This is a genomic window from Variovorax sp. VRV01 (genome assembly GCF_014852545.1).
In the GTDB taxonomy this organism is placed as follows: domain Bacteria; phylum Pseudomonadota; class Gammaproteobacteria; order Burkholderiales; family Burkholderiaceae_C; genus Variovorax; species Variovorax beijingensis_A.
Genome location: NZ_JACVBS010000023.1, coordinates 64,165 through 86,322 on the forward strand (window position 1 = coordinate 64,165; position 22,158 = coordinate 86,322).

The following is a 22,158-nucleotide window of genomic DNA, read 5'->3' on the forward strand; positions in this document are numbered from 1 at the left end:
CCCTCTCCACGCTGGCTTTGCATTCATTCGCTTCGTTCTCTTGTCAGTGGCGGGATTGTGCCCAATCAATTGGCGGTGTCGTGCAATTCAGTGTCGGCCTCTGGGGTCATCGCGTCGCCCACGGAGCCCGACCGGCGGGCCAGCTCGGCGCGCAGCAGGGGCAGGCCCTCGCCGCTGCGGGCGCTGAGGAAGATGCGCGGAACCCGCACGCCGTCGACTTCCATGTCGTCCTGCAGATGCAGCGGGTGCTGCGCAGTTTCAAGGGCATCGAGCTTGTTGAACACCAGAAGCTGCGCAACAGAGTCGGCGCCGATGTCGCGAAGAACGGACTGCACCTCGGCCATCTGCTCCGGGTAATGCGGATTGGAGGCGTCCACCACGTGCAGCAGCAAGTCGGCATCGACGGCCTCCTGCAGCGTGGCCTTGAAGGCATCGACCAGCCCGTGCGGCAGTTCGCGGATGAAGCCGACGGTGTCGGAAATCGAGACCTGCCTGCGGGCGTCGCCCAGGTAGAGGTTGCGCGTGGTGGTGTCGAGCGTGGCAAAGAGCTGGTCGGCCGCATAGGCGCGGGCCTTGACCAGCGCATTGAACAGCGAGGACTTGCCGGCGTTGGTATAGCCCACGAGCGAGATGTTGAAGGTCTCGCGGCGCTCGCGCTGGCGGCGCTGCGTGCCACGCTGCTTCTGCACCTTGGCCAGGCGCTCGCGCGTGCGCTTGATCGATTCGCTGATCATCCGGCGGTCGAGTTCGATCTGCTTTTCACCGGGGCCGCCGCGCACGCCCGCGCCGCCCGTCTGGCGCTCGAGGTGGGACCACCGGCGAACCAGGCGCGTGCTCAGGTATTGCAGCCGAGCCAGTTCGACCTGCAGCTTGCCCTCGTGGGAGCGGGCGCGCTGGGCGAAGATCTCGAGGATGAGGAAGGTGCGGTCGTACACCGCCACGTCGAGCTGGCGCTCGAGGTTGCGCTGCTGCGCCGGGCTCAGCGACTGGTCGAAGATGACCTCGCTGGCCTGGTGCATGGCGGCCAGTTCCTTGATTTCTTCGGCCTTGCCGCTGCCGACGAACAGGGCCGCGTCGGGCGCCTTGCGCTTGCAGACGAGGCGCGCGACAGGCGCGAGGCCCGCTGTCTGCGCGAGCAGGCCGAGTTCCTCGAGTTCGCTGTCGAAATGGGGCAGCCCGAAATCGACGCCGACGAGAACGGCGGCGCCTTCCTGGCGGGAGTTCAATTCAGACAAGCGGGATCAATATGGAAAAAGCGCGGCGGGGTTAGCCGCCGCGCTCCGCGCGATCAGGCTGCGGCGTCGTCGTTCTCGGCAGCCGAGAAGTTGACGGCACGACCCGGCACGATGGTGGAGATGGCGTGCTTGTAGACCATTTGCGTCACCGTGTTGCGAAGCAGCACGACATACTGGTCGAAAGACTCGATCTGGCCCTGCAGCTTGATACCGTTCACCAAATAAATGGAGACCGGCACATGCTCGCGACGCAGGGTGTTCAGAAACGGGTCTTGTAGAAGTTGCCCTTTATTGCTCACGATATTCTCCGTGTTCAAGAGTAGTTGTTGGAGAGATGACCTTAACACAGGGTTTCTGCGCTGCAGCAATCAGGGTCAAAAGCCTTTGAAAAATAACGTCTCTCAAAAGGCGGAACTTTCGACCCGGCCATGGCTCATCGGCCGCCATCGGCAGCCAAGCGCGCTCAATCGTCCTTGTCCGCAAAGGGATTTTGCGAGCTTTTGAACTGGATGCGCAAGGGCGTCCCCACGAGGTCGAATTCCTTGCGGAAGCGCCCTTCGAGAAAGCGCTTGTAGGCCTCGGTGACGTGCTCCAGCGAATTGCCGTGGATGATGATCACCGGTGGATTCATGCCGCCCTGGTGCGCATAGCGCAGCTTGGGCCGGAACATGCCCGCGCGCTTGGGCGACTGGAACTGCACCGCCTCCAGCAGCAGCCGGGTCAGCACGGGCGTCGACATCTTCCGCGTGGCCGACTTGTGGGCCTGTGCTATGGCCTGCCACACCGGCCCGAGGCCCTGGCGCTTGATGGCCGAGATGAAATGCAGCGACGCGAACTTGAGGAACGGCAGCCGGGTCTCGATCTGGCGCTGGATCTGCTCGCGCTGGTAGCTGTCGACCGCATCCCACTTGTTGATGGCAATCACCACCGCGCGGCCGCTTTCGAGGATGTAGCCGGCAATGTGCGCGTCCTGGTCGGTCACGCCCTGCGTGGCATCGAGCAGCAGCAGCACGACGTTGGCCGACTCGATGGCCTGCAGCGTCTTGACCACCGAGAACTTCTCGATCGCCTCGAACACCTTGCCCTTGCGGCGCAGGCCGGCGGTGTCGATCAGTTCGAAGCGCTGGCCGTTGCGCTCGAACGGCACCGAGATGGCGTCGCGCGTGGTACCCGGCAAGTCGAACGCCACCAGTCGCTCTTCGCCGAGCCAGGTGTTGATCAGCGTGGACTTGCCGACGTTCGGCCGTCCGGCCACCGCCAGCTTGATGGGCTTGTTGACGTCGTCCTCGTCCGCCTCGTCGTCGGGATCGGGCAAGTTCAGCGGCGCGAGCGCCAGCTCGACCAGGTCGCGCATGCCCTGCCCGTGCGCTGCGGACACGCCATGCACGTCGCCAAAGCCGAGTTCGTAGAAATCGACCAGCTTGGTGCCGTCGTGCATGCCTTCGGCCTTGTTGGCCGCCAGCACGCAGGGCTTGCCGAGCCGGCGCAGTTCGTTGGCAATGTCGTGGTCCTGCGCCGAAAGGCCTTCGCGCGCATCGACCACGAAGATCACGACATCGGCCTCGGCCACGGCCTGCCGCGTCTGCTTGGCCATTTCCTTGTAGATGCCGCTGCCCGCATCGGGCTCGAAGCCGCCGGTGTCGATCACGATGAACTCGTGCTTGCCCAGGCGGCCGTTGCCATAGTGGCGGTCGCGCGTGAGTCCGGCAAAGTCGGCGACGATGGCGTCGCGCGTCTGCGTCAGGCGGTTGAAGAGGGTCGACTTGCCGACGTTGGGCCGCCCGACCAGGGCCACGACCGGCTTCATGGCCGGCCTTTCAGGGGCGCGGTTTTCATGGTCGGGCCTTGCAAAGAGTTATTCAGGGCGATATCCAAACACACCGCCATTGGCGGTCACCACGACCACCGTGTTGCCGGCCATCACCGGGGTGACGCCAATGGCGGAGCCATCGGGCGTGACGCGATTGAGAAGCGCACCGTCTTCGCGCGAGACGAAGTGCAGCGTTCCGTTGTCCTCGCCGATCACCAGCGAGCGGCCCACCGCGAGCGGCCCGGTCAGGACGCGGCTCTTGAAGCGGGTCGACTGCCAGGCCCGCTCGCCATCGGCGCGGCGCCAGGCCACGACGCTGCCGTCGGACTCGGTGCCGTAGACGAAGCCCTCGTCGCCGCTGACGCCCTCGGCGCCCACCGCAGGCTTGCTCCAGAGCAACTGGCCGCGCAAGGTGTCGACGCAGCCGACGTTGGCATAGTAGGCACGGGCGCACACGGTGTCGCCGACGCGGCTCACGCTGCCGGTCAGGTCGACCAGGCGCTCCACATCGTTGGTGCCGCGCGGCGCGGCAATGGGCGCTTCCCAGCGCGAGGTGCCGTTGGCCGGGTTGATGCCGACCAGCCGGCCGCCGATGCCCGAGATCAGCGTATCGCCCACGGCGATCAGCACGCCCGACTTCTTGAGCACGAGGTTTTCCGCCGTGCGCTGCTGCAGCCAGAGGCGGCGGCCGCTCTGGCCATCCCAGGCGCTGATGCTGCGGTCGGCGGTCTGCACGAAGACGCGGCGGCCGGCCACCAGCGGTGCGGTAAAGGCCTGGGCCGAGAGCCGCTGCTTCCACAGGACCTTGCCGCCTTCGATGGCCACGAGTTCATTGTCGGTGGTGACCACCGCGGCCAGCGAACCGTCGCTGCCGACGCCGGCTGCGAGCTTGGCGCCCGCGTTCGCGCGCCAGCTTTCGCGGCCGGCACGGGCGTCGATGGCCACCACGGTGCCATCGCTGCCGGCCACGGTGACGATGTCGCCGCTGACGTCGGTGGCCAGCGGGAAGCCCACGGCCGGGATGCGCACGCTCCAGGCCTGGCGCACGCCGAACAACGCGGGGTTGGCGGGCAGTTCGGCCGGCTTGGGCTTGCTGGTGCCCGAGCAGGCTGCCAGCATCGCGGCCAGGACAATGGCCGAACCTGCACGCAGGACGGACGACTCAGGCATGAAACGCTTGAAATTCATAGTGCGATCAGGAATTTTTGGGGGCTGCCGGCGTGACCGTGATCACAGGTGCCAGGCTCTTCGGATCGACGCCGGCGGCGTTGAGCTTGAATTCGACCAGGCGCCGGTAATCGGACGCCGGGCCAAGGCCGGTCCAGGCCTTGCGGTATTCGGCCTGCGCTTCGGCGCGCTTGCCCTGGGCCATGTAGATGTCGCCCTTGCGATCGGCCACGAGCGGCTCGAACTCCTTGGGCACGTCGCCCGAGAGCTGCTTGAGCGCTTCGTCGTACGACTTGCTGTCGAGCAGTTCGGCTGCCAGCCGAAGCTTGGCAACGGCCTTGTAGCCCGGATCGACCGCGCTTTGCGCAACCCAGCCGAGTGCCGCCTGCGAGGCCTCGAGCTTGCCCTTCTCGTACAGCGCCTTGGCGGCCAGCAGGCCGGCCTGCTGCGCATAGGCGGTGCCGGCGAAGCGTTCCTTCATGTCGCCCAGCACGCGCTGGATGCGTTCCACGTCGCCGGACTGCGTGCTGCGCTCCACCTCGTCGTAGAGCGCCGCGGCCTGCGCCGCCTTGTTGCGCTGGAAATACTGCCAGCCGTTCCAGGCCACGAAGGCACCGGCCACGAGCAACACCACCCAGGTGATCAGGGTGCCGTAGGTGTTCCAGAAATGCTTGAGCTGGTCGAGCTGTTCCTGTTCGTCGAGATCGAGATGGGTTGCCATGCGTGTCAGATGTTGGAAGCCGGCGATTGTAGGGTGGCGGCCCAGGTGGCCACCTCGGCGAGCGGCCGTGCCACCTGTTCAGCGCCGCCCTCGCGCAGTGATTTGATGGTGACTTCGCCACGCGACAGCTCGTCTTCGCCAAAGATCAGCGCATAGCGCGCTCCGCTCGCGTCGGCCTTCTTGAACTGCGCCTTCATGCTGCCGCCGCCAGCATGCTGCAGCACGCTGACCCCGGCGGCGCGCAACTGCTCGAGCACGGCCATGACCTGCGGCAGCGCGGCCGCCACCGGGACGACCGCGTAGGCCGCGGGCGCCGCGGCGGGCACCGGCAGGCGGAGTTCCTGGATCAGCAGCAGCAGCCGCTCGATGCCCAAGCCGAAGCCGACGGCCGGTGCAGGCTTGCCGCCCATCTGTCCGATGAGGCCGTCATAGCGCCCTCCTCCGCAGACGGTGCCCTGAGAGCCGAGCTGGTCGGTGACCCACTCGAAGACCGTCAGGTTGTAATAGTCCATCCCGCGCACCAGGCGCGGGTTGACGCGGTAGGCCAGCCCCGCGGCGTCGAGCACGGCACGCACCGCATCGAAGTGCGCGCGCGACTCCTCGCCGAGGAAGTCCATCAGCTGGGGGGCGGCCTCCACCACTGCCTGCATGGCGGGATTCTTGGTATCGAGGATACGCAGCGGATTGCTGTGCAGGCGCCGCTGCGCGTCGGCATCGAGCACGTCGGCATGCGCCTCGAAATGGCGGATCAGCGCTTCGCGGTGCGCCTGGCGTTCGGCCGGCTGGCCCAGGCTGTTGATCTCCAGGCGCACGTGCTCGCCCTCGACCAGCCCGAGCTCGCGCCACAGCGCCCGCACCATGAGGATCAGTTCGGCGTCCACGTCGGGGCCGGGAAAGCCCAGCGCCTCGACGTCGAGCTGGTGGAACTGGCGGTAGCGCCCCTTCTGGGGACGCTCGTGGCGGAACATCGGCCCCATCGTCCACAGGCGCAGCGGGCCGTTGTAGAGCGCGTTGTGCTCGACCATGGCGCGCACGATGCCGGCCGTGGCCTCGGGGCGCAGCGTGAGCTTGTCGCCGTTCATCGCATCGGTGAAGGAGTACATCTCCTTCTCGACGATGTCGGTCACCTCGCCCAGTCCGCGCACGAACAGCGCCGTGGGCTCGACCACCGGCGTCAGCATGTACTGGTAGCCGTAGCGGGCCAGGAGCCCGCGCACCGTCTGCTCGAACCACGACCAGAGGGCCGAATCGGGCAGGCGGTCGATGCGCGGCACGCTCGCCGGCAATATGTCGTTCATGCCTTTGACGGCATTGATCTTGTCAGCCATGGGAGGAAGTGGTCAGGCGACGTCGGCAGCCTGGTGCTGGCCGAAGCGCTTTTGAATGTAGGTTTCGACGAGCTGGTGAAACTCGTTGGCGATATTGTCGCCGCGCAGCGTGAGCGCCTTTTCGCCGTCGATGAAGACCGGGGCGGCGGGCGCCTCGCCGGTGCCGGGCAGGCTGATGCCGATGTCGGCGTGCTTGCTCTCGCCGGGGCCGTTGACGATGCAGCCCATCACGGCCACCTTCAGCGTCTCGACGCCCGGGTACTTCTTGCGCCAGACCGGCATCTGCAGGCGCAGGTAGTCGTCGATCTGCTTGGCCAGTTCCTGGAAGGTGGTGCTCGTGGTGCGGCCGCAGCCCGGGCAGGCAGTGACGCTCGGCACGAACACGCGCAGGCCCAGCGCCTGCAGGATCTCGTTGGCGATCAGCACCTCCTGCGTGCGCGACTCGCCCGGCTGCGGCGTGAGCGACACGCGAATGGTGTCGCCGATGCCCTCCTGCAGCAGGATGGAAAGCGCCGTGGCCGATGCCACCGTGCCCTTGGTGCCCATGCCGGCCTCGGTGAGCCCCAGGTGCAGCGGATAGTCGCAGCGCTTCGCAAGTTCGCGGTAGACCGAAATCAGGTCCTGCACGCCGCTCACCTTGCACGACAGGATGATCTGGTTGCCGGCCATGCCCATCGATTCGGCGAGCTTGGCGGATTCGATGGCCGAGGTGATGAGCGCCTCGTACATCACCTGCTTCGCATCCCACGGCTCGGCGCGCTGGCTGTTGGTGTCCATCAGGCTGGCCAGCAGTTCCTGGTCGAGGCTGCCCCAGTTGACGCCGATGCGCACCGGCTTGTTCCAGCGCATGGCCGCATCGATCATCTGGCCGAACTGGCGGTCGCGCTTGTCGCCCTTGCCCACGTTGCCGGGATTGATGCGGTACTTGCTCAGCGCCTCGGCGCAGGCCGGATAGTCGGTGAGCAGGCGGTGGCCGTTGTAGTGGAAGTCGCCGATCAGCGGCACGTCGATGCCCATGCGGTCGAGCTGCTCGCGGATGTACGGCACCTGGGCCGCCGCCTCCGGCGTGTTGACGGTGATGCGCACCATCTCCGAACCGGCAATGGCGAGCTCCTTCACCTGGATGGCCGTGCCGACGGCATCGACGGTGTCGGTGTTGGTCATGGACTGTACCCGCACGGGCGCATCGCCGCCCACCGTCACGGTGCGCGGTCCCCAGACCACCTGGGCCTGGCGCGAACGGCGCGCCTTGGGCGCCGCCGACTCGATGGGCTGTGGAGTGCAATCGGTCACGATTTCACCTCGAAACGCGCCACGCCGCCGCCGCGCGTGACAGGCTTCAGATCGTAGGGCTTTCCGTGCACCTGCACATCGACCGCCGATGCACGCCCCACCACCACCGACAGCGGCAGCGTTCCCGACAATGCCACCGTTTCGCCGGACTGCAGGCTGCGGCGCAGCAGCTGCTTGCCGCCGGCTTCGGTGACGGTGATCCAGCATTCCTCGCGCGCGACGAAGACCAGCTGCTGGCTGCTGGCAGGTGCCGCGGCAACGGCAGCAGGCGAAGCCGCTGCCGCAGCGGTCGCACTGCCCGCCGGCAGGGCTGCCGCGGAGGGCGCGCCCGGCGCCGCGGGTGCAGCCGATGTCGGGGGGACCACCGGCGACACCGGCGCGTTCTCGACCACGACGGACGGTCCGCCCGAAGCCGGCGCAGCCGCCGGCGCCTCGGCCGCAGCACTGGTGTCGCCATCGCCGCGCGATGTCCAGCGCGACACCGAGGCCCCGACCTGGTCGAACACCGACTGGGGCAGCCAGAACAGCACGGCCGCGCCAACCAGCAGCAGCCCCACCACCGTCAGCAGCGCGCGCGACGGAAGCCCGCTGGAGCGCCCGCCATTCCAGCGCGGCGTTCCGGAAACGATATTGCCCTTGAGCGTGCGGTCGGCATCGGCCAGCGCCGCACGCTGCGCGCCCGGCAGCTTCGCGAGCACCGGACCGGGATCGATGCGCAGGGCGCGGCAGACACTGCTGGCCAGAGCCCGCGCAAAGACCGGGTCGGGCAGCGAAGCGATGTCGTCCGCCTCGAGTGCAATGAGCTTCTGCGGCGGCACCTTGAGCGCCGCGGCCACCATTTCGATGTGCAGGCCGTGCGCCTCGCGCGCTTCGCGGAGCATGTCGCCGGCTGTCTTGTGCGTGATGTCGCCTTCTCCGATCGGCAGTGCCGCGGAAGTGCCGAACTCCGAAACCCGTTCAGTCATTGAAATTCCCGCGCTCGTACGCTATTGCCTCCCGGGACTGCGGGAAGCGCCGCTGCAGTTGCCCTCCCAACTGCGCCACTGCTTCGCGGTTGTTGAGCCGTCGTTCGATCTTGATGCCGAGCCAGAGCGTCTCGGCGCTGGCCGAAGGGCTGTTGTTGACGCGGCGGATGTAGAACTGCGCACGCGACCACTCCTCGCGCTGCGCCAGCAGCGAGGCCAGGTTGAATCCGACCACCGGATTTCCGGCGTCGATCTCGTAGGCCTTCATGAGGCTGCGCTCCGCCTCGGCACGCTGGCCCGCCCTGAGCTGGCAGACGCCCTGGGTCATCAGCGTCTTGGAGCGGTCGGTGTAGCTCGGCATCGCCAGGGCCTCGGTGAACTGCTGGGCTGCGTCGCCATACCGGTTCTGCTGGCACAGCAGCCAGCCATAGTTGTGGCGCGTGTTGGGATCGCGCGGATTGATGGCAATGGCACGGCGGAAGCTGTCTTCCGCCAGCCCGGGGTCTTCCAGGCGCATGTAGACCAGGCCGCGCAGGTTGTAGGCGTCTGCGTAGTTGGGATCGGCGACCAGCGCCTGCTTGATCTCGTCGAGCGCCACGGTGGTCTGGCCTTGCTCGAAGTAGCCGGCCGCGAGCTCCATGCGAAGGCGCGCGCGGCGCTGCCGGCTGCTCTCGTCGGACTCGGTCACGATCTCGGCACCCTTGCCCGAACTGGTGTCGGCCAGGCTGGTGGTGGTGGTTCGCGTGTTGACACAGCCCGCGAGCAGAAACGCCGCGGCGACGCCGGCAAAGCTTGCAGCCAGAAGCCGCTGCGCGCTCGCGGTCGTCATCGGAAAGGCCATCCTCATTAGGTCAATGCTCCTGGGGGGCGGTCTTGCGAACCGGATGCAGAACAACGGTGCGCTCGGAGACACGGCGCTGGGCCATGCGTTCGGCCGCGCGCGTACGGTCCTTGACGTCGCCGGCCAGTTGTCCGCAGGCCGCATCGATGTCGTCGCCGCGCGTCTTGCGCACGGTGGTCACGAGGCCAGCCTCGCTCAGCGCCCTGGCAAAGGCCAGGACCCGCGGCTGCGGCGAACGCAGCAGCCCCGAGGCCGGAAACGGATTGAACGGAATCAGGTTGAACTTGCACGACACGCCATGGGTGCGAACGAGTTCCACCAGCTGCCGCGCATGCTCGGGCTGGTCGTTGACGCCATCGAGCATGCAGTACTCGAAGGTGATGAAGTCGCGCGGCGCATGCGCCAGATAACGCTTGCAGGCCTCGAGCAGCTCGGCGATCGGATACTTGCGGTTGAGCGGCACGAGGTCGTCGCGCAGCGCATCGTTGGGTGCATGCAGCGATACGGCCATGGCCACCGGGCAATCGGCGCCCAGGCGATCGATCATCGGCACGACACCGGAGGTCGAGACGGTCACGCGGCGGCGCGACAGCCCGTAGGCGTTGTCGTCGAGCATGGTGCGCAGCGCCGGCACCAGCGCGGTGTAGTTCTGCAGCGGCTCACCCATGCCCATCATCACCACGTTGGAGATGACGCGGTCGTCGCGCTTCAGATGCTTGCGCAGGAAATGTTCGGCAAACCAGAGCTGGGCGACGATTTCGCCCGTGCTCAGGTTGCGGCTGAAGCCCTGGTGCCCCGTGGAGCAGAAGCGGCAACCTACCGCGCAGCCGGCCTGAGACGACACGCACAGCGTGCCGCGGTCGTCCTCGGGAATGAATACGGCTTCGACGGCATTGCCGTCGCCGACGTCGAACAGCCACTTGATCGTGCCGTCCTTGGATTCGTGCTGCGTGATGACCGGCAAGGCCTCGACGCGAGCGGTGGTGGCGAGCTTTTCGCGCAGCGACTTGGCCAGATCGGTCATCTGGGCGAAGTCGCTGGCGCCACGCTGGTGGATCCAGCGGAACAGCTGCGTGGCGCGGAACCGTTTCTCGCCGAGCTTTTCGCAGAACGCAGCCAGCCCCTCGAGATCGAATTCGAGCAGGTTGGCCGTGGTCATGAAATCAGCTGGCGTGCGGCTTCAGCGCGCGTAGACGTTGAGGCCGGCGAAGAAGAACGCCACTTCGTTGGCGGCGGTTTCAGGAGCGTCCGAACCGTGCACGGCGTTGGCGTCGATGCTGTCGGCGAAGTCGGCGCGGATGGTGCCCGGGGCCGCCTTCTTGGGGTCCGTGGCGCCCATCAGGTCGCGGTTCTTGGCGATGGCGTTCTCGCCTTCGAGCACTTGCACGAACACCGGGCCGGAGATCATGAAATCGACCAGATCCTTGAAGAACGGGCGTTCCTTGTGGACCGCGTAGAACTGCTCGGCTTCGTTGCGCGACAGGTGCACGAGCTTGGCGGCGACGATCTTGAGGCCGGCAGCTTCGAAGCGGGAAACGATCTTGCCGATGACGTTCTTGGCGACGGCGTCGGGCTTGATGATGGAAAGGGTACGTTCGATAGCCATTGAAGTGCTTCCTGAGCTTTGATTTTGAAGTGATTTGTCACAATTGCAACAAACATGTTGCATCGTAAGTCGACAAAGCCTCTGATTTTAACCGGCGCAGCCCCCGGGATTGGTGAAAACCCCGCGAAAGGCTGCGCCGGAGAACTGGCTTTCAGCGCCCGCGGCGCCGGTTTCCGCCGGGGCCGCCCTGGCCGCCGAAGCCACCGCCGCCGCCCGGGCCGCCGCCGCGGCGTCCTGGACCCTGCCGCTGCTCCTTGCGCTGGCGCGAGAAGCTGTCGGCGCCGATGTAGCCGAGCGAGGTCTTCATCGGATCGGGCTGGTTTGCGCCGCTCGGCGGACGCTCCTCGCCCTGGCGGTTGCCACGGTTGTTGCTGTTGCCACGGCGCCCCTGCGGCGGCATGCCGGCGTTGCCGCCGCCACCGCCGCGGTTGCCACGCCCGCCGCGCGGCGGGCGGCCGTCGCCCAACGGACTCGGAATGGGCGCCTCGCGGCCGTCATCGCGCATGTCGCGCGGCTGCTGCTGTCCGCCGCCGGCATTGCGGTTGCCGCGCCGCTTCTTGTTGCGTCCGTTGCGCCCGCCGCCGGCACCGTCCTGGCCTGGGCCGCGCTGCTGCTGCGGCGGACGCGGCGCGCCGCCGCCCGAGGCCTGGAACAGCGCGTTGATGTCGCGCTCGTCGAGCTCCATCCAGGCGCCGCGCTTCAGGCCGCGCGGCAGCACCATGGCGCCGTAGCGGATGCGGATCAGCCGGCTGACCGCATGGCCCACCGATTCGAACAGGCGCCGCACTTCGCGGTTGCGGCCCTCGGAAATGGTGACGCGGTACCAGTGGTTGGAGCCCTCGCCGCCGCCCTCCTCGATGGTGCCGAACTGGGCCATGCCATCGTCCAGGCGAACGCCTTCGAGCAGCTTCTTCTTTTCCTCGGCATTGAGCGCACCCAGCACGCGCACGGCGTATTCGCGCTCCAGGCCGAAGCGTGGGTGCATCAGCTGGTTGGCGAGGTCGCCGGAGCTGCTGAACAGCAGCAGTCCCTCGGTGTTCAGGTCGAGCCGGCCGACCGATTGCCACTTGCCCTGCTGCAGCCGCGGCAGCTTGCGGAACACCGTCGGGCGGTTCTGCGGATCGTCGTGCGTCACGACTTCGCCCACCGGCTTGTGGTAGGCGATCACGCGCGGCGGCGGCGGCGCGATGCGGTAGCGGATCGGCTTGCCGTTGATCTTGACCTGGTCGCCGTACTGGATGCGCTGGCCGATGTGGGCCGGCTCGTTGTTCACCGAGATGCGGCCCTGGAGAATGAGCGCTTCCATTTCAAGCCGCGAGCCCAGGCCCGCCTGCGCCAGCACCTTGTGCAGCTTGGGCGAATCGGCCTCCGGCAGCAGCACGCGCTTGAGCGGCGGGACTTCGGGACTCTCTTCGTCGGCGTCGAACTGGCCAGAGATGACGTCTGCGAAGCGGATGGGCTCGGGCGGCGGCGCGTTGCGCTGCTCGCGCTCGGCGGCGCGGCGTGCGCGGTCGAGGTCGTCCTCTTCCTCGTCGGGTTCTTCTTCCTCTTCTTCGTCGTCGTAGGAAGGCGCGCGGGCATCTTCTTCGGCGCGGTCTTGCGCGCGATGCACCAGGGGCTCGACGGGCACGGCCGGCGCGGCGGCCGGGACAGGTTCGTCGACAACCGGCGCGGCGGCAGGCGCCGCATCGGCCACCTGGACCGCGGATTCGGAAGTTTCGGTTGCCGCAGGCGCTGCCGCGGGCTCGCTCTCGCCGGCCGCCGGTTCCACGACCTTCTTGCGGCGCGGGGCGCGCGGCTTCTTTGGAACCTCGGCCGCGGGCACGCCCGCTTCGGCGTCCGCAGACGGGCCGGAGACAGCCGCTTTCGCCTTCTTTTTCTTGGATTCGGGCTGGGCCGGCACGATGGCCGCGTCGTCGATGTCGGAGGGGCTCATGAGGTTTTTCCGGGGGGAACAGCGTGGGGATCGGTCTCGTCGGGCGACGGGGCTTCGGTTTCGAGCTCGACGGATGGCTCGACTTCCGTGGGGACCGGAATGTCGGCGGGCTCCTCGGGAGCGGCCGCGTCCTCGGCGAATTGCGCAGCGGCGGCCTCGACGGCTTCTGGAGCCTCGGCAGCGGCCAGCTCGGCTGCCGCGCCCGTTTCCGAGTCGGCCTCCGGCATGGCCGAGGCATCGGCGTCGGATTCATTCGGCACGTCCATCGGCAGCCCGGGCTGGCTGCCCGAGGCCTGGTCGAGCGCGTCGACCAGCGCCGCCTGCTGGGCCGGCGTTTCGATCAGCGGCAGCTGGTCGAGCGATGCGAGGCCGAGGTCATCGAGGAACTGCCGCGTGGTGGCGTACAGCGCCGGCCGGCCGACGGTTTCGCGATGGCCGATCACCTCGACCCAGCCGCGGTCCTCGAGCTGCTTGAGGATGAGGGAGTTGATGGTGACGCCGCGGATGTCTTCCATGTCGCCGCGCGTGACCGGCTGGCGGTAGGCAATGATGGCCAGCGTCTCGAGGGCGGCGCGGGTGTAGCGCGGCGGCTTCTCGGGATGCAGGCGATCGAGGTGGTCGCGCATCTCGGGCCGGCTCTGGAAGCGCCAGCCGCTGGCAACGTTCACCAGTTCCAGGCCGCGCTGCGCCCAGTCTTCCTGCAGTTCGAGCAACAGCACCTTGATGGTGTCCACGCCCAGCTCGTCGTCGAACAGCACGCGCATGTCGCGCACTGGCAGCGGCTGGCTCGAACAGATCAAGGCGGTTTCGAGAATGCGCTTGGCATCCGCCGTATTCATGGTTTGCGTTATCCGGGAAAAGGCGTCTCGGGGACGCTTGTTCAGAAGGATGAAAGGAGGCGCTGCCGGCACGCGGCGAGTGCAACGCAAGGCCGGCATCGGGGTGGCCGGCGCGGCCCTCGGGCCGTCAGGCGCGATTGTAATCCAGCCCCAGGGCCTGGAACGCCTGAACCAGATCGGCCGGCGGAAGTGAACGCAGTTCCAGCGCGGCTTGCGTGACGGGGTGCACAAACGCGAGCCTGAAGGCGTGCAGCGCCTGTCGCCCCAGCCCCGCGGCCGGAGCCCCGCCATAGAGTGCATCGCCGATCAGCGGATGCCCGATGGACGCCATGTGCACACGGATCTGGTGCGTGCGGCCCGTTTCGAGCGTGCACCGCACGGCGCAGGCCTCGGCGTTGCTGTCCAGGCGCTCGATGAGCGTTCGCGCCGTCTTGCCGGCATGGCGTTCGAGGTCGACCACGGCCATGCGCAAACGGTTGCGCGGATCGCGGCCGATCGGCGCGTCGACCTGCCGGGCTGCCGCGCCGGCCCAGGGCTTGTGGCCGAGCGCGAGGTACTGCCGCTTGACATCGCGTGCCGCGATCAGCGCCACCATGGCATCCATCGCGGCCCGGGTGCGCGCCACGACCATGAGCCCGCTGGTGTCGCGGTCGAGCCGGTGCACGATGCCCGCGCGCGGCAGCAACGCGGCCTTGGGGTCGAGCGCGAGCAAACCGTTCAGCAGCGTGCCGCTCCAATGGCCCGGCGCCGGATGCACCACCAGGCCGGCCGGCTTGTCGATGATGCGCAGATGCTCGTCCTCGTGCACCGTGACGATGTCCATCGCCTCGGGCCGGAAGGCCTGGCTCTGGGGCGTCGGGCGCAGCTCGATGCGCCCGGTCTGCCCGGCGCGCACCGTCGCGGAGGCCTTCAGCAGGGTGCGCCCCTGCAGTTCCACGGCGCCGGCTTCGATCAGCTGTTGCAGATAGTTGCGAGAAAATTCCGGCACCAGGGCGGCCAGCGCGCGGTCCAGCCGCTGGCCATGCTCGGCCTGGCCCACCGTGAAGGGCCGCAGTTCGCTGGATTCGACCGGGTCGGCGCCCTCGTCGGCCTCGGCTGGGTCGGGGACCGTGTCCAGGGGGTCGGTCGATATAATTGAGGGCAACTGTTTCACGAAAGCCGTATGTGATGTTTCGCGCCAAATTATCGGTCCCCTCCTGGATCGCGCTCAGCGCGGCAGCGCTGCTTGCAGCCGGCTGCTCCTCCACCTCCGTCGACAAGACCGCCAACTGGAGCCCCAACCGCATCTACGCCGAAGCCAAGGACGAAGCAGGTTCCGGCGCCTACGACAAGGCCGTGCCGCTTTACGAAAAGCTCGAAGGCCGCGCAGCCGGCACGCCGCTCGCACAGCAGGCCCAGCTTGAGAAGGCCTACGCACAATACAAGTCCGGCGAAAAGGCCAATGCCATCGCCACGATCGACCGCTTCCTGAAGCTGCATCCGGCCAGCCCGGCGATCGACTACGCGCTCTACCTCAAGGGCGTGATCAACTTCAACGACGACCTCGGCATGTTCGCGTTCCTGACGCGCCAGGACCTGTCCGAGCGCGACCAGAAGGCCGCCAAGGAATCGTTCGAGTCGTTCAAGGAACTGGTGACGCGCTTCCCCGAGTCGCGCTACGCGCCCGACGCGCGCCAGCGCATGAACTACATCGTGAACTCGCTCGCGCAGTACGAAGTGCACGTGGCGCGCTACTACTACTCGCGCGGCGCCTACCTCGCAGCGATCAACCGGGCGCAGCTTGCGCTGTCCGACTACCGCGAAGTGCCCGCGCTCGAAGAAGCGCTGTACATCATCGTGCGCTCCTACGATGCGCTCGGCATGAAGGATCTGCGCGACGACGCCCAGCGCGTGCTGACCACCAACTACCCGAACAGCGAATACCTCGCGCGCGGCTTCAAGGGCAAGGACGATCCCTGGTGGAAGGTCTGGTAATCCGCCGGAACGAGAAAAAGCCCTTCGGGGCTTTTTTTTCGTCTGCGCCCTTCAGGCCGAGAGCGAATTCCTGAGTTCGCCGATCGCCGCCTCGAAGTCGGCTTCGCTTTCCAGCCTGCGCATCGGCGGCAGCGCGGCCAGCAGCCGCCGGCCATAGCCCATGGCAACCAGGCGGGTGTCGCAAATGGCAAGCACGCCGCAGTCCGTTTCGCGGCGGATCAACCGCCCTGCCCCCTGCTTCAGCGCCACGGCCGCCTCGGGCAGCGAGTAGTCGCTGAATGAACTGCGTCCCCGGGCTTCAAGACGCTGCGAGCGCGCCTCGACCAGCGGGTCGTTGGGCGGAGGGAACGGCAGCTTGTCGATCACCACCAGCTGCAATGCGTCCCCGGGCGCATCGAAGCCCTCCCAGAACGATGCGGATGCCACCAGCACGCAGCCGGCGCGCCCACCCTCCGCGCCTTCGCGGAAGCGGTCCATGAGCACGCGCTTGGGCAGTTCGCCCTGTACCAGCACCTCGGGCCGCACGTCCGCTTCGAGCCGCTCGAATTGCTGCTTCATTTCGTCGCCGATCGCGCGCAGCGCGCGCAGCGTGGTCGTCAGCACCAGGGTCCGGCCGCCGAGCTCGGCGGCGCCGCGCGCGGCCAGCTGCGCAACCCGCGTGCTGTGGGCGGCATCGTTGGGCTTGGGAAAGGCACGCGGCACATAGAGCCCGGCCTGCGCGGCATAGTCGAACGGGCTCTGCACCCGCAGCACCTGCGCATCGCCCAGGCCGCACGGCTCGGTGAACCAGCGCAGCGTGGGTTCGTCGCCCAGCGTGGCGGAGGTGAAGACCCAGGCGCGTCCGTTGTCTTCCGGCGCTGCACGGCCTTCGCGGCTCTCTTCCTCATCGCCGTCTTCATGGGCAGCACCGCTGCCAATCTTGAGCACGCGCGTGCGCATGGCCTCGGCAATGTCGAGCGGCGATTCGACCAGGCGCAGTTGCGTGCCCACGTCGACCCAGCGCACCGAATCGGTTTCGCAGGGCAGAGCGAAGCGTGCCGCGCGCTTGGCGAGCTGCTGCGCCCGTTCGTACAGGCGCACGAAATCGGGCGATATCTCGCTGACGGTGTCGAGTCCTTCGGCGGCCATTTCAAAGGCATGCTGCAGGGCTTCGAGTGCGCCCTGCCAGGCCTGCGCATCGATGCCTTCCGGCGACGGCCCCACCCAGCGCAGCTTGGTGCCGGGCCACTGCTTGCCGACCGCAAGGCGCAGCTCGCGCGCGGCGCGTTCGACGGCCGCCACCAGCTGCTGCCAGTCGACCAGTCCGCGCGCATGCTGCAAGCCCGCACCAAGCAGGTCGCGCGCGAAGTCCAGGGCCTGCCCGCTGCCGAGCTGCGCGCCCAGGAACTGCACACCGGTTTCGTTGAGCTGGTGGGCCTCGTCGAACACGACCACGCTCACGGTCGGCAGCAATTCCGCCATGCCGGTCTCGCGCACCGCAAGATCGGCGAAGAACAGGTGATGGTTGATGACCACCACGTCGGCCGCGAGCGCCTCGCGCCGCGCCAGGTTGACGTGGCAGGGCTTGAACTGCGGGCACTGGGCGCCCAGGCAGTTCTCGCGCGTGGAGGTGATCAGGGGGATGAGCGGCGAGCGCTCGTCCAGCCCGGGCAGCTCGGCCAGGTCGCCGGTTCGCGTGGCCTTGGACCACTGCTCGATCTTGGCAAGCGTTCGCAAGCTGCCGCGCTCCGGCAGCGACGCATCGTGGCGCGCCAGGTCGAGCCGGTGCAGGCACAGGTAGCTCGCGCGCCCTTTGAGCAGCGCCGTTCGCACCGGCAGTTCGAGCGCCTCGACCAGGCGCGGCAGGTCGCGGCCGAACAATTGGTCCTGCAGGGTCTTGGTGGCGGTCGACAGCAGCACGCGCTCGCCGCTCAGCAATGCCGGAACGAGGTAGGAAAAGGTCTTGCCCACGCCGGTGCCGGCCTCGACCACCAGCACGCCGCCGTCCTCGATGGTGCGGGCAACGGCCAGCGCCATTTCGGTCTGCCCCGAGCGCTCGCGGAACTGCTCGGCGGCACGCGACAGGACGCCGCCCTGCGCGAAGGCGTCGCGCACCTTGTCCTCGAGTGTTTCGCTCACGCGGGTTCTTTCGGATCGAGCACGTTCTCGAGCCGCGTGATCTGGTCGCGCAGCGCAAGCCGGCGCTTCTTCAGGCGCCGCAGCAGCAGCTCGTCCTGCGGCGAAGCTTCGGCCAGGCGGTCGATGGTGGCGTCGAGGTCGGCGTGTTCGATGCGCAGCTCGATCAATTGGCGGGAAAGGGAGTGAAGATTGGAGTCCAACGTTGGCGCTGCGAACGTATTCCGCCCACAGCTCGTGTTCACTCGATAATACGTCCTGCTACGAATCCACGAGAAGACAGAAGGCGCGCCATTGGCGCATTTGCGCTCATGACACAAGGCTTTCGGCTTGCCGCCGCCACCGGTCTCCACAAGGGAGATCGCCCTTATCAGCAGGACCAGGTCCTGATGATGAGCCATCCGCGCGTGCCCGGCTGCATGCTGGGCATCATTGCCGACGGCATGGGCGGGCGCAGCGGCGGGCGCAAGGCCTCCGACCAGGTGCTGATGACGGCGCGCCAGCTGTTCACGCGCTACCACCCCGACCGCGACAGCTCCGCGGCCGTGCTGCGGCAGCTGCTGGAGGATGCGCACACCGTCATCAAGCTCACGGCCCTGTCGAGCGAGCAGGAACCCCACAGCACGCTCGCCGCCTTTCTGATGAACCCCAGGGGCGACTGCGCCTGGATCCATGCCGGCGACTCGCGCATCTATCACTTCCAGAACGGCGAGCTCGTCAGGCGCACGCGCGACCATTCCTATGTCCAGGTGCTCATCGACCGCGGCGAAATCACCGAGGCCGAGGCCAATGTCCATCCCAAGGGCAACATCCTCCTCGGATGCCTGGGCATGACCACGACGCCCCCGCCCGTCGAGCCGCACTACATTCCCGCAATGCAGCCGGGCGACCTGCTGATGGCCTGCAGCGACGGGCTCTGGCACTACTTCAGCCCCGAAGAGCTGGCCAGCGTCCTGTATGCGGAACCGCCGCGCGAAGCGGTGGAAATCCTGGTGGGAGAAGCGCGCCGCCGGGCGCGCGGCACGGGCGACAACATCTCGATCGTGGTGCTGAAGCTCGAAGCGCTTCCGCAAGGCTGAGCACCGCCGCCGCAGGACGCTCGCCCGGCGAGGTGGGCGGCTCAGCGGCTGGGCGCCGAAGCAGGCGATGCCGGCGGCGGGGGCAAGGGTGCACCGCGCGGCTTGGTGCGTTCGGCGTTCTGCCGCTCGCGGCTGGCCCGGTGCTCGGCCGCCTTTTGCTGCTTGCTTTCGAAGCGCTCGACCGCCGCCGGTGCCTCGGCGCGCCGCTGGGCGGCCTTGGCCTGCTCGTCGGCGTGGGCCTTCTGCTTGGCCTCGAACTGGCGCCGGCGCTCGTCGGCCTCGGCCGCCGTCGTGGCGCGGCTCGCCGCATGGTCGGCCGCGCGCTGCTCGCGGTCCTGCTGGGCTTTTTTAGCCTCTTCCTGCTTCTCGGGCGTGTCCTGCGGGCGCCGCGTGGCGGCCTTCTGGTCGAGCTTCTCGAGCTCGGCCGCGCCACGGCGCTGGCGCTCGATGTCGTTGATGGCCGTTTCCTGGCGCTTGATGTGGTCGGTCTCGACGCGGCGGCGCTTGCGGCTGTCGCGCAGGCAGTCCTCGACCGCGAACTTCTGGTAGCAGGCGGCCCGCTCCTTTTCGAAGCGCGCGTCGATGGCCGCGCGCTCGGCGGCCAGCCGGCTGCGCTCCGCTTCGAAGTTCGCATTGCCCGCGGCCGCGTTGGACTGTGCCCAGAGCGGCAGGCTGCCCAAGGCCATCAGCATGGCAAGAACAATTTTTTTCATGTCAGTCGAGTGTCGACGATACGGCGTTCCAGCGAGAGGAACTCGCTCGATTGCATTTCGGTGAGCCTGGAAACCGTTCGCGGGAATTCATGCGCAAGCGGCCCTTCGGTGTACAACGCCTCCGGCGGTACCTCGGCCGACATGATGAGCTTGACGCGCCGGTCGTACAAGACGTCGACCAGCCAGGTGAAACGGCGCGCTTCGGAGGCCATGCGCACCGGCATGTGCGGCACGTCGGACAGCAGCACCGTGTGGAACTGGCTGGCGATCTCCAGATAGTCGTTCTGCGAACGCGGTCCGCCGCACAGCGTCTTGAAGTCGAACCAGACCACGCCGCCGGCCTTGCGCCTGGCGCGGATCTCGCGCTGCTCGATGTGCAGGACCGGGTTTTCATCGGCCGTTTCGGCCAACCGGTCGAAGGCCTTGCGCATCTCCTTTTCGGCCGAGGCATCGTTCGGCGTCAGGTACATGCGCAGCTGCTCGAGCGTACGGCGCCGGTAGTCGGTGCCGTTGTCCACGCTCAGCACCTCGAGCTTCTGGTTGAGCAGCGCGATCGCGGGCAGGATGCGGTCGCGGTGCAGCCCGCCGGGGTAAAGATCGTCGGGCTTGAAGTTGGAGGTGGTGACAAAGCCCACGCCGTTCTCGAACAGCGCCACCAGCAGGCGATGAAGAATCATCGCGTCGGTGATGTCCGCCACGTGGAATTCGTCGAAGCAGATCAGCTTGTAGCGCTTGGAGATGCGCAGCCCCAGCTCGTCGAGCGGGTTGACCGTGCCCTGCAGCTCGCGCAGTTCGCGGTGCACCTCGCGCATGAACTCGTGGAAGTGCAGCCGGGTCTTGCGTCTGAGCGGCACCGCGTTGAAGAACAGGTCCATCAGGAAGCTCTTGCCCCGCCCGACGCCACCGTACATGTAGACGCCGCGCGGCAGCTCGGGCCGGTTGATGAACTTCTTCAGCGCGTTGGAGCGCTGGGCCTTGTACTCGGCCCACTCCCGCGCGCAGCGATCCAGCGCTTCCACGGCGCGCAGTTGCGCGGGATCGCTCTGGAACCCGCGCACGGCGAGTTCCGCCTCATAGGCCTGTTTGACGCTGGTGGTCAATGGATCAGAAGTTCAGCGTGCGCTTGTCCACGGCCAGTGCCGCTTCCTTCGTGGCTTCCGACAGCGACGGGTGCGCATGGCAGATGCGCGCGATGTCCTCGGCGCTCGCCTTGAATTCCATCGCCACCACGGCCTCGGAGATCAGCTCGCTGGCCTGCGGGCCCACGATGTGCACGCCCAGGATCTCGTCCGTGCCCGCGTCGGCCAGGAACTTGACCATGCCGGTCGTGTCGCCCAGTGCGCGCGCGCGGCCGTTCGCGAGGAACGGGAAGGTGCCGGCCTTGTAGGCGCGGCCCGCGGCCTTGAGCTGCTGCTCGGTCTGGCCGACCCACGCGATCTCGGGGCTGGTGTAGATCACCCACGGCACGGTGTTGAAGTTGACGTGGCCGTGCTGGCCCGCAATGCGCTCCGCCACGGCAACGCCCTCTTCCTCGGCCTTGTGCGCGAGCATCGGGCCGCGCACCACGTCGCCGATGGCCCAGACGTTGGGCAGGCTGGTCTTGCAGTCGTCGTCCACGGCAATGGCGCCGCGCTCGTCGAGCTTCAGGCCCACGGCTTCGGCATTCAGGCCGATGGTGTTGGGCACGCGGCCGATCGAGACGATCAGCTTGTCGACTTCCAGCACCTGGGCCTCGCCCTTGGCGTTGGTCCAGGCCACGCTCACGCCCTTCTTCGACGACTTGATCTCGCCGACCTTCACGCCGAGTTCGATCTTGAGCTTCTGCTTGTCGAAGGCCTTCTTGGCTTCCTTGGCGATCTGCTCGTCGACCGCGCCGAGGAAGGTCGGCAGCGCTTCGAGCACCGTGACTTCGGCGCCGAGGCGGCGCCACACCGAACCCATTTCGAGGCCGATGACGCCCGAGCCGATCAGGCCCAGCTTCTTCGGCACCGCGCCGATGCGCAGCGCGCCGTCGTTCGAGAGGATGTTCTCCTCGTCGAACGGCGCACCCGGCAGCGCGCGGGCGTTGGAGCCCGTGGCCACGATGATGTGCTTGCCGTCGATCGACTCTTCGGCGGCGCCCGCGACCTTGATCTCGTAGCCGGCTTCGCCCGCCTTCACGAACGAGCCGCGGCCATGGAAGAAGCTGATCTTGTTCTTCTTGAACAGGTACAGGATGCCGTCGTTGTTCTGCTTCACGACCTGGTCCTTGCGGGCCAGCATCTTGTCGAGGTCCAGCCCCAGGCCTTCGACCTTGATGCCATGGTCGGCGAAGTGGTGGCCGGCCTGCTCGAAGTGCTCCGACGATTGCAGCAGCGCCTTGGACGGAATGCAGCCGACGTTGGTGCAGGTGCCGCCCGGTGCCGGGCCGCCCTTGCCGTTCTTCCACTCGTCGATGCAGGCCACGTTGAAGCCCAGTTGCGCCGCGCGGATCGCGGCGATGTAGCCGCCGGGGCCGCCGCCGATGACGATGACGTCGAATTGTTTGTTGGCCATC

Annotated in this window: 21 protein-coding genes; 2 read left to right on the top strand and 19 right to left on the bottom strand. The window is 67.6% G+C overall.

The features are described from left to right. Positions 1 to 65: 65 nt before the first annotated feature. The 14 genes from hflX to IB278_RS29395 all read right to left on the bottom strand — a co-directional run bounded on the left by hflX (position 66) and on the right by IB278_RS29395 (position 14,894). Positions 66 to 1,235 (bottom strand): GTPase HflX, encoded by a 1,170-nt coding sequence (gene hflX / locus IB278_RS29330; RefSeq protein ID WP_192327374.1) that lies wholly within the window; start codon positions 1,233 to 1,235, stop codon positions 66 to 68. Positions 1,236 to 1,288: 53 nt separating this feature from the next. After that, positions 1,289 to 1,534 (bottom strand): RNA chaperone Hfq, encoded by a 246-nt coding sequence (gene hfq, locus IB278_RS29335; protein ID WP_012747311.1) that lies wholly within the window; start codon positions 1,532 to 1,534, stop codon positions 1,289 to 1,291. A gap of 164 nt (positions 1,535 to 1,698) precedes the next feature. After that, the gene (der, locus tag IB278_RS29340) at positions 1,699 to 3,042 is read right to left on the bottom strand and encodes a ribosome biogenesis GTPase Der (protein WP_018902785.1); all 1,344 of its coding nucleotides are present in this window, start codon (positions 3,040 to 3,042) and stop codon (positions 1,699 to 1,701) included. Between the two features lie 48 nt (positions 3,043 to 3,090). Next, positions 3,091 to 4,233 carry an outer membrane protein assembly factor BamB gene (gene bamB / locus IB278_RS29345; RefSeq protein WP_192327377.1) on the bottom strand — a complete coding sequence of 381 codons (1,143 nt, stop codon included), beginning with the start codon at positions 4,231 to 4,233 and terminating at the stop codon, positions 3,091 to 3,093. Positions 4,234 to 4,240: 7 nt separating this feature from the next. Then, complete coding sequence (locus tag IB278_RS29350) at positions 4,241 to 4,933, bottom strand: YfgM family protein (RefSeq protein WP_145743431.1); 693 nt, start codon at positions 4,931 to 4,933, stop codon at positions 4,241 to 4,243. Positions 4,934 to 4,938: 5 nt separating this feature from the next. After that, positions 4,939 to 6,261 carry a histidine--tRNA ligase gene (gene hisS, locus IB278_RS29355; RefSeq protein WP_145743429.1) on the bottom strand — a complete coding sequence of 441 codons (1,323 nt, stop codon included), beginning with the start codon at positions 6,259 to 6,261 and terminating at the stop codon, positions 4,939 to 4,941. Positions 6,262 to 6,273: 12 nt separating this feature from the next. Continuing rightward, positions 6,274 to 7,554, bottom strand: coding sequence for a flavodoxin-dependent (E)-4-hydroxy-3-methylbut-2-enyl-diphosphate synthase (ispG, locus tag IB278_RS29360; protein ID WP_145743426.1), 1,281 nt, complete (start codon positions 7,552 to 7,554; stop codon positions 6,274 to 6,276). After that, positions 7,551 to 8,519 carry a helix-turn-helix domain-containing protein gene (locus IB278_RS29365; protein ID WP_145743424.1) on the bottom strand — a complete coding sequence of 323 codons (969 nt, stop codon included), beginning with the start codon at positions 8,517 to 8,519 and terminating at the stop codon, positions 7,551 to 7,553. The genes ispG and IB278_RS29365 overlap by 4 nt, the downstream gene beginning before the upstream one ends. Continuing rightward, on the bottom strand, positions 8,512 to 9,366 hold the full coding sequence (gene pilW / locus IB278_RS29370; RefSeq protein ID WP_145743422.1) for a type IV pilus biogenesis/stability protein PilW: 855 nt from the start codon (positions 9,364 to 9,366) through the stop codon (positions 8,512 to 8,514). Before pilW ends, IB278_RS29365 begins: the two co-directional genes overlap by 8 nt. A 4-nt stretch (positions 9,367 to 9,370) precedes the next feature. Next, complete coding sequence (gene rlmN / locus IB278_RS29375) at positions 9,371 to 10,519, bottom strand: 23S rRNA (adenine(2503)-C(2))-methyltransferase RlmN (RefSeq protein WP_192327380.1); 1,149 nt, start codon at positions 10,517 to 10,519, stop codon at positions 9,371 to 9,373. A 21-nt stretch (positions 10,520 to 10,540) separates the two neighbouring features. Further along, complete coding sequence (ndk, locus tag IB278_RS29380) at positions 10,541 to 10,966, bottom strand: nucleoside-diphosphate kinase (protein WP_021006972.1); 426 nt, start codon at positions 10,964 to 10,966, stop codon at positions 10,541 to 10,543. A 151-nt stretch (positions 10,967 to 11,117) separates the two neighbouring features. Next, on the bottom strand, positions 11,118 to 12,902 hold the full coding sequence (locus IB278_RS29385; protein WP_145743418.1) for a pseudouridine synthase: 1,785 nt from the start codon (positions 12,900 to 12,902) through the stop codon (positions 11,118 to 11,120). Further along, positions 12,899 to 13,741, bottom strand: coding sequence for an SMC-Scp complex subunit ScpB (scpB, locus tag IB278_RS29390; protein ID WP_192327384.1), 843 nt, complete (start codon positions 13,739 to 13,741; stop codon positions 12,899 to 12,901). The genes IB278_RS29385 and scpB overlap by 4 nt, the downstream gene beginning before the upstream one ends. A gap of 127 nt (positions 13,742 to 13,868) precedes the next feature. Further along, positions 13,869 to 14,894 (bottom strand): RluA family pseudouridine synthase, encoded by a 1,026-nt coding sequence (locus IB278_RS29395; RefSeq protein WP_370878942.1) that lies wholly within the window; start codon positions 14,892 to 14,894, stop codon positions 13,869 to 13,871. 14 nt (positions 14,895 to 14,908) lie between these two features. Here IB278_RS29395 and IB278_RS29400 point away from each other — a divergent pair, with 14 nt between their 5' ends. Next, positions 14,909 to 15,715 (top strand): outer membrane protein assembly factor BamD, encoded by an 807-nt coding sequence (locus IB278_RS29400; protein WP_145743864.1) that lies wholly within the window; start codon positions 14,909 to 14,911, stop codon positions 15,713 to 15,715. A 51-nt stretch (positions 15,716 to 15,766) separates the two neighbouring features. Here the strand turns inward: IB278_RS29400 and IB278_RS29405 are convergent, their stop codons facing one another. Both IB278_RS29405 and IB278_RS29410 read right to left on the bottom strand, forming a co-directional pair. Continuing rightward, positions 15,767 to 17,833, bottom strand: coding sequence for an ATP-dependent DNA helicase (locus IB278_RS29405; protein ID WP_192327387.1), 2,067 nt, complete (start codon positions 17,831 to 17,833; stop codon positions 15,767 to 15,769). Continuing rightward, entirely contained in the window at positions 17,830 to 18,033 is a 204-nt protein-coding gene (locus IB278_RS29410) for a YdcH family protein (RefSeq protein WP_012747296.1), read from the bottom strand. Before IB278_RS29410 ends, IB278_RS29405 begins: the two co-directional genes overlap by 4 nt. Positions 18,034 to 18,141: 108 nt before the next feature. Here IB278_RS29410 and IB278_RS29415 point away from each other — a divergent pair, with 108 nt between their 5' ends. Then, complete coding sequence (locus IB278_RS29415; RefSeq protein WP_145743412.1) at positions 18,142 to 18,909, top strand: PP2C family protein-serine/threonine phosphatase; 768 nt, start codon at positions 18,142 to 18,144, stop codon at positions 18,907 to 18,909. Positions 18,910 to 18,950: 41 nt separating this feature from the next. Here IB278_RS29415 and IB278_RS29420 read toward each other — a convergent pair whose 3' ends face one another. Genes IB278_RS29420 through lpdA form a run of 3 tightly spaced genes read right to left on the bottom strand, consistent with a single transcriptional unit; the run spans position 18,951 to position 22,157 of the window. Further along, a complete protein-coding gene (locus tag IB278_RS29420) occupies positions 18,951 to 19,622 on the bottom strand; it encodes a hypothetical protein (RefSeq protein ID WP_145743410.1) in 672 nt (223 codons plus the stop codon). After that, positions 19,619 to 20,722: a cell division protein ZapE gene (zapE, locus tag IB278_RS29425; protein WP_145743408.1), complete on the bottom strand. Its 1,104-nt coding sequence runs from the start codon at positions 20,720 to 20,722 to the stop codon at positions 19,619 to 19,621. The genes IB278_RS29420 and zapE overlap by 4 nt, the downstream gene beginning before the upstream one ends. A gap of 4 nt (positions 20,723 to 20,726) precedes the next feature. Further along, positions 20,727 to 22,157 carry a dihydrolipoyl dehydrogenase gene (gene lpdA / locus IB278_RS29430; RefSeq protein WP_145743407.1) on the bottom strand — a complete coding sequence of 477 codons (1,431 nt, stop codon included), beginning with the start codon at positions 22,155 to 22,157 and terminating at the stop codon, positions 20,727 to 20,729. Position 22,158: the final 1 nt, after the last annotated feature.